This is a genomic window from Candidatus Anoxymicrobium japonicum, from assembly GCA_002843005.1.
Taxonomy (GTDB): domain Bacteria; phylum Actinomycetota; class Geothermincolia; order Fen-727; family Anoxymicrobiaceae; genus Anoxymicrobium; species Anoxymicrobium japonicum.
Window position 1 is genome coordinate 1 of the sequence record PHEX01000077.1, and the last position, 7,104, is coordinate 7,104.

At 51.2% G+C, this 7,104-nt stretch carries 7 protein-coding genes; all 7 read left to right on the forward strand.

Annotated elements, in window-relative coordinates:
• Positions 1-612 (forward strand): hypothetical protein (locus CVT63_07280; GenBank protein PKQ27567.1); only part of this gene is annotated, 612 nt, incomplete at its 5' end.
• A 16-nt stretch (positions 613-628) separates the two neighbouring features.
• Positions 629-1,558: a hypothetical protein gene (locus CVT63_07285; protein PKQ27568.1), complete on the forward strand. Its 930-nt coding sequence runs from the start codon at positions 629-631 to the stop codon at positions 1,556-1,558.
• Positions 1,559-1,580: 22 nt separating this feature from the next.
• On the forward strand, positions 1,581-2,285 hold the full coding sequence (locus CVT63_07290; protein PKQ27569.1) for a hypothetical protein: 705 nt from the start codon (positions 1,581-1,583) through the stop codon (positions 2,283-2,285).
• Positions 2,260-3,030, forward strand: coding sequence for a hypothetical protein (locus CVT63_07295; GenBank protein ID PKQ27570.1), 771 nt, complete (start codon positions 2,260-2,262; stop codon positions 3,028-3,030). Before CVT63_07290 ends, CVT63_07295 begins: the two co-directional genes overlap by 26 nt.
• A complete protein-coding gene (locus tag CVT63_07300) occupies positions 3,002-4,285 on the forward strand; it encodes a hypothetical protein (protein ID PKQ27571.1) in 1,284 nt (427 codons plus the stop codon). Before CVT63_07295 ends, CVT63_07300 begins: the two co-directional genes overlap by 29 nt.
• A 9-nt stretch (positions 4,286-4,294) precedes the next feature.
• Positions 4,295-5,725, forward strand: a complete 1,431-nt coding sequence (locus tag CVT63_07305) for a hypothetical protein (protein ID PKQ27572.1) — start codon at positions 4,295-4,297, stop codon at positions 5,723-5,725.
• Between the two features lie 42 nt (positions 5,726-5,767).
• A complete protein-coding gene (locus CVT63_07310) occupies positions 5,768-6,700 on the forward strand; it encodes a hypothetical protein (GenBank protein PKQ27573.1) in 933 nt (310 codons plus the stop codon).
• Positions 6,701-7,104: the final 404 nt, after the last annotated feature.

The window sequence follows — 7,104 nt, forward strand, 5'->3', positions numbered from 1 at the left end:
AATATGCCAGCGATAATGAAATTGTGCGGCAGAGCAATTCTATTGGCATCAGGAAGGATTGCCGGAATTGGCGATACCCAACCGGTTGTATATAGATATCTGAAAGGAAGGATTTCCCTGGCGGGTGAACGGCATTTCGAAGCGCGGCATCCGACTACTGCAGAGGTTACTTTTACATGTGTTCGGGTCCTAGATAATGAGCGAAAAGTGAGTGCTTATGTTGACGTGACGAAAGGCTTATACCTCGAGATAACTTACAAAGTGCATGAAAGAGTGCATTCGGCACAAGTGGGCTTCCTTCTTTGGAATTCGCAGGGCATTTGTGTCCTGACAAGTACAAATTGGGACAATAATACATCCCTGTACGATAGAGACCTGGGTACTGGTGAATACTGTGCCAACTGCTACATTCCTGGCAATTGCTTGCGCCCAGGACAATACTCCGTAGACATAGCGTCAAGCGTGCCAGGTTACAAAATGCTGGACGAAATTAGAGATTCTATTGCTTTTGAAGCAATTGACCACGGGAGCATTGAGACGAAACTATCTCAAGGGCGACTGGGGGTTATAGCACCTGTATTGGATTGGGTAACGACCAAAACTGTTGAGTGAGAGGGTATAGAGCAAAATGCTGTTAGTTCATATGGTAAAGCTGGTCAAAGCAAGGCTATACAGGAGCGCACGTACTTTGGCTGACAGGCAGATGCGTCGGCAAATGTATTACGATCTTTTGAGAAAGTGGGGAATACGCTTTGTGCCAATCCGTTTGGGAAATGGCAACAGGATGTGGATTGATTTGCACGATGAGGTGTTAGGGCATTATTTCTTTATCCACCAAGAATACGAGCCTTTCGAGAGTTCTCTCTTTGAGCAAGTTATAGAGCCAGGGATGACTGTAGTAGATGTGGGTGCTAATGTCGGATACTACACTTTATTAGGCGCTTCACGTGCAGGGCCCAGTGGTACCGTGATTGCTTTCGAGCCTGATTTAACGAATATAAAATTGTTACAGCGAAATATGCAAATAAACAGGTTTTCAAACTCAATCTGTGAGAAAGCAGCCGTTTTGGGTTTTGAAGGAATGGCTATGCTATATCTGTCTAATAACAATTTTGGAGATCACCGCGTATTCGATGCTTGCGACGATGATATTCTTAATAAAGGAGTAGCCAGGAAATCAGTTGAAGTCCCGGCAGTCTCACTAGATAAGTATTTGAAAAAGTCAGGTTTTCGTGCCGATGTTGTTAAGATAGATATTCAGGGGGCGGAAATGTTGGCTTTGCCAGGCATGATCGAAACCTTGTCAAACCCCAGAGTTGTTCTATTTTGTGAATTCTGGCCTTATGGTTTGCGTAAAGCAGATACCAGCCCAAAGCATTTCTTAGAATCTCTAAAAGAGTTGGGATTCGAGCTATTTGAAATCATTGAAACTAGCCGGAGTGTCACTCCTGTAAACATTAGTGAACTGTCTGAGCGATTTCCGGACATGGGTTATGCAAATCTGTTTTGTATACATCCATCACGGAGCAGAGAATTCCTAACAACCTACCTGCGGTAAAAGGCGAAGAGGAAAGGAGCGGATGACTATCTGTTGTAATAAGGTGATTGAGATCGCGTGGAAGCACAGCGTGGGCCTGCGTATCTGGTTGGCGATCCATTGCCGGCCGGTTTTCTCACGCCTGTATTCCGTTATGGATACAGAGGCCGAAGTTCCCGTCCAGGTTGCTGCCTATCGGTTGATCACTGAGTGGTATCTCCAGCCAGGGGATTCCGTCCTGGATGTAGGCTTTGGGTTGGGATATAGCCTAAAGATCATGGCCGCGAAAGCAGACCGGTTAGCGGGCATTGAAATTGACCGGAAAGCCATAGCACGGGCACGAAGATCGTTGAATCATCCCAAGATAGTAGATCTAAGACATTACAACGGCTACGTGATCCCGTATGAAGCGCGTAGCTTTGATGTAGTGACCTGTGTAGATGTGATTGAGCATGTCCCTGATTACTTGCGGCTGATGCGAGATATGTGTAAGGTTGCCAGGCGTGCTGTAGTTATTTCAACGCCAAACCGAAGGCCAGAATATACGAAACCCGATGGCTCACCCAGAAACCCCTGGCATCTTCGTGAATGGAGTTGCGACGAATTTGATGCCATACTACGGCAAATTGGAGTCAAATACGAGTGGAACTTTCTCAACGGTCCGTGGGAAGGCCCTTTTGAAGTCTCGCGTCAGATCACAGAAACAACCATGGCGCTGATACCTGCAATATACACGAGCGCCGATTAATCTGGAGAGAGTCTTGTCTAAGTCTAATGTGCTCCGAGTAGATAGTGCCCGCTGGCAAGAGGCTCAAGGGTTTGAACTGCAGTGCGCTGAGCAATCCGCCCCTGCTGGGGATGACTACAACCTGTGGTGGCGGGAGGCTTTTAACCGGTACGAGGTTTTGCAGGGGAGACGCTTGCCTGACGTGCTTGAGGTAGGATGCGGCCCCCACACAAACATCAGGCTGATACTGCCTTGTATCTCTTTTGAGCGGTTGTGGTTGGAAGATCCCTTGATCCATACGTATTTGAGGCTAAAGCGGGAGCAGCGCGTGTGGCGATATTTCCGTTGCAGGAGACCTCTGGCGGTGGCCGACCTGGTACAACGTTATCACGCCACACCCTTATCCGAGAAACTGGAGGATCTACTCTTGCCAGACAAGAGCATAGATCTGTGCGTGTGTATCAATGTTCTTGATCACGTGCAAGACGCTCAGCAGTGCATAATGCAAATGTGCCGTGTTCTGAAGGACAAGGGGATCTTGGTGATCGGGCAAGACCTGAGCAATGAAGAGGACGTGCAGCTTTGCCCGGAATCATGGAATGACGTGGGCCACCCTATCAAGATGGACGCGGATTTCTTGGATTCGTATTTGGAAGGCCTTATGCCCCTCTATCGCAAAATACTACCTCGCGAAGATGGACGTAATCCCAGGTGTCATTACGGAACCTATTTGTTGATTGGCCAGCAAAGCATCCCGCAGGACTGATCTGGTGACGATTCGCCCTCTACTACGCAAACTACTGCCTGCCAGGGCACGAACTTTCCTAAAGTCGTTCCTGACGAGACCGCAACCCGAAGCTGCCGATCGGAGGTTTCTTGCCGGCTTCAAGGAGTTCTGTGTCGGTGCCCCTTCCCATAGAGCCCTGGTTTCATACCTGGTTGATCCGTTGCTGCCTCCACCGGAGCAACGCGACCGGACCATGTTTAGCAATCGGGGGATTGCCCAACAGATACCCCAGGCATTGAATGAACTGGGTTACGTGGTGGACATTGTCCAGTGGGATGATTTGACCTGGCAGCCTACTGATCGATACGATCTTTTCGTTGGACACGGAGGCGTGAACTACGAGCGAATCGCTCATAAGTTAATCCCGGATACGGTTCGTATCTACTTCTCTACTGGCATTTACTGGAAAGAGTCGAATGTTCGGGAGGCCCAACGGCTCAATGATTTGACTGTGCGGCGTGGTCATCTTCTGCAACCTGATCGTTGCATCCGACAGAGTGAGGAATATGCCAATCGCGCTGCTAACGGGATCATTTGCCTGGGAAACCAGGAAGCAATAAAGACCTACCGCCATTTCCCCCTTGTACTCGGGATCAACAACGGGGTTTATCCGGTGACCTGGAACGGGTGGAAAGACAAGGACTATCAGGAAGGGCGGCAACACTTTCTTTTCTTCAGCGGCGGGGGCAATATCCATAAAGGGTTGGATCTGCTTCTGGAAGCCTTTACCGGCACGCAGCTACATTTGTACGTTTGTCAGAACATTGAGCCTGGATTCGGTGACGTCTATCGCTACGAGTTAACGGAGTGTCCAAATATTCACACATATGGACAGATCCCCATGCGTTCTCCTTCATTCGAGGCTTTGGCTATGCAGTGTAATTGGGTGATCTCCGCTACCTGTGCCGAAGGACAGCCAGGGGCAACGCTGGAGTGTATGGGGTATGGATTGATCCCTATCTTACCCCCCAGCGCGAATATAGACCTGGGAGGGTTTGGTTTGTTGCTGCCGGATTGCAATGTAGGGACGATTCGTGCGACTGTACTAAACGCAGCACAGACGCCGATTGACGAATGCAGGAGGCGATCCCTGCTTACGCGTGATGCTATTTGCCATGAGTATTCGCCTGAGCGTTTCAACCGGAACTTCAAGCAGGCCGTCCGACAGATCGCGGCCGCGAAGGCGAATCGTCAGCACCTTGCTGATACGGCAGACGATCATCCAACCGATTAAGAGGCGTGCATGAGAATTGGCATCGCGGCCATGGGCAGCGTCTTGGGCAATGGCGGGGGACTTGACATCTACACCCGCTATCTGGTTGAGGCTCTGGCCGACAATGATTCGGATAGCAGTTACGTTATACTTGTCAGCCAGGGCAGCCAGAAGACCTGGTCTTACCGGTCCTGGCCCAGCAACGTGCGCTTTGTCCCCTTGTACGACATTGAACCACGCCGATCAGCCCTCGTGCGCGCCGCCCAACGTCTCCTTTGGCGTACTTTGGCGCTGCTTGTGCCCGCACATCATGGTGATCCCTATCTTGCCCGCCAGATCGATTCGCTGGGCCTGGACCTGATTCATTATCCGCATACAGTTGTCCATCCTTTGTCAATCAGGACGCCTTGCGTACTCAGCTTCTGGGATATGCAGCAAGAGTACTATCCGCAATTCTTCACCGATGCGGAACTGGCGGCGCGCGCGAATACCTACATGCCGTCGGTGGAAAAGGCATGGCATGTCATTGCACCGTCTGCCTACACCCAGCACACACTTATAGAAAGATATGGCACTCCCGCGTCGAAGATTACCGTGATCCCTCACGGCATCCCCAAAACGCTTCAGCGCACCGGAGCGGACGAGATGAGTCGCGTCCGAACAAAGTATAACCTCCCTGATGAATACGTATACTATCCGGCCAATCCCTGGCCGCACAAGAATCACGCGCGCCTGATGGCGGCCTTGCGTGTCTACCAGGATCGTTATGGACCGCCCCCCAAGCTGATTTTATCCGGGCGATTGCGCCATGAACGTTGGGATGCCAAAATACTGGCGGTGGCGGCCGGCATGGAAGACCATGTCATTGATCTGGGGTTTGTGCCGCTGGAAGACCTGCCTGCGCTGTATAGCGCAGCAACGCTAATGGTATTTCCCTCCTTATTTGAGGGTTTTGGCATTCCTTTGGTTGAAGCGATGGCTTGCGGCTGCCCCATTGCGGCTGCCGATGCGACTACGATACCTGAAATCACAAATGGAGCAGCTTTCTTGTTTGATCCTTTTAGCCCAGAAAATATCGCTGAGGCAATCCGTCTTGTGTTGCACGATCAGGAATTACGCAATACGTTGATAGAGCGAGGGTATCAGCAGTTAAAGCGGTTCGACTGGGAAGCTATAATTCCCCAATTAGTTGGTATCTATGAGCGGGTTGTCAATCGTGCTCTTAAACACCCCGTCAGGAATTTAGCCATGCGCTGTCCAACCCTGCCTGAACTTCCGCCCCCACCGCCGGGCGAGACCGGCCTTTCGGCCACAAATTTCACGAATGACACGAATTCGAAAACCACTCGTGCAATTCGTGCAATTCGTGGCAAAAGAGTACCTATACGCTGCCCAACCCTGCCTGAACTTCCACCCCCGCCGCCGGGCAAATTTGGCTGGCCCTTCGACACTGTCAGGTAGGCCAGAGTTTCACCCAAAACACACGTCAGAGGAGAGGCGACCATGAAATTTTACCAGCGCGTGGCAAATGTGATTGCCCGGAAAGGGTTTGTGGGAGCATGGAACGCAGCGCTCGGCAAACTGTTCAAGACCGGTCCATACTCCAGGATGGACGTTCGAGAGGCCCGGGAAGAGTACGAGCGCCTGGTCAAGGAGTTCAAAGAGAAAACAGCCGACATCGATTTCCCTGGGCTGGACCGTTTTCTGTGGTATCATACCATCGAGTTAGGAGATGGTCTTGTAACGCCAGGCAATTATGACTACCGAGAAGTAGTCGATGCGTTTCATTTTCCCGAGGACATGTCCGGTATGAATGTCCTGGACATCGGATCGGCGACGGGTTTCTTCTCATTCGAGTTTGTGAAGCGGGGCGCCACTGTTACCAGTGTGGAACTCCCCACCATCGCCGGTTGGGACACGCTATCGGGTGAGGAAGACGAGATTCTGAAAGCCCTCACACAGTTTCACAGAGCCGACAGCGTGGAGGAGGCGCACTATCTCCATCTCGACGGGCCGTTCCTGTTTTGCCGCGAATTGCTCGGTCTGAATGTGAACCGATGTTATTCTTCCATCTATGATCTATGCCCGGAAAAAGTGAATCACCAGCGGTTTGACCTGGTGTTTATTGGCGACGTACTGTTGCACATCTTTTCTCCGCTCAAAGCTCTCAACAGTGTTGCGCCGTTGTGCCGTGGCAAGCTGATTGTCTCGCAAACGATCCCGGATGTGATGGAGGGGCTTCCCCTCGCGGTCTATGTTGGCGGGGACAATCGCAGTGACTGTGAGTTCTGTTGGTGGCTCCCGAACAGGGCTTGTTTCACTCAGCTTCTGAAGCGTTTGGGGTTTCGCACCGTCGAATTCGTTAGTGAGTATCGCACCATCGAGCGCCCAAGCTATAACTGTAGTACAAGAACCATTGTCCACGCGACCAGATAGGGCTACAGTTCGTAGCATGGAAATGCAGCCACCATGACCCCAGCACACAGATGGCAACAAGCCAGGGAACAGAAGAATAAATCCTGGACAAAAAGATCTCACGGCAGTCACGGCCTCTGCCATAGGCTCAGGCGATTCTACTACTGGCTGAAATCGGTCAACTCTCCTTTTCTTGATTCTGTGCCGCCGGGCCATTTCTATTCATGCATCCCTGACATGAGCCGGGTCTTGGCCCAATCCGAGCGGCTATTCAGACGAGACTCGAAGGAATGTCCGGGCCTGGACCTGAACGAGGATGCACAGATTGAATTGGGCACAGATACTCCTGGTTACCAGCGAGAAATTTACGTCTGTTATGTCGATTTCCCGTGCGAATTTCTGCCAATGACGGGGCAAACCGCACA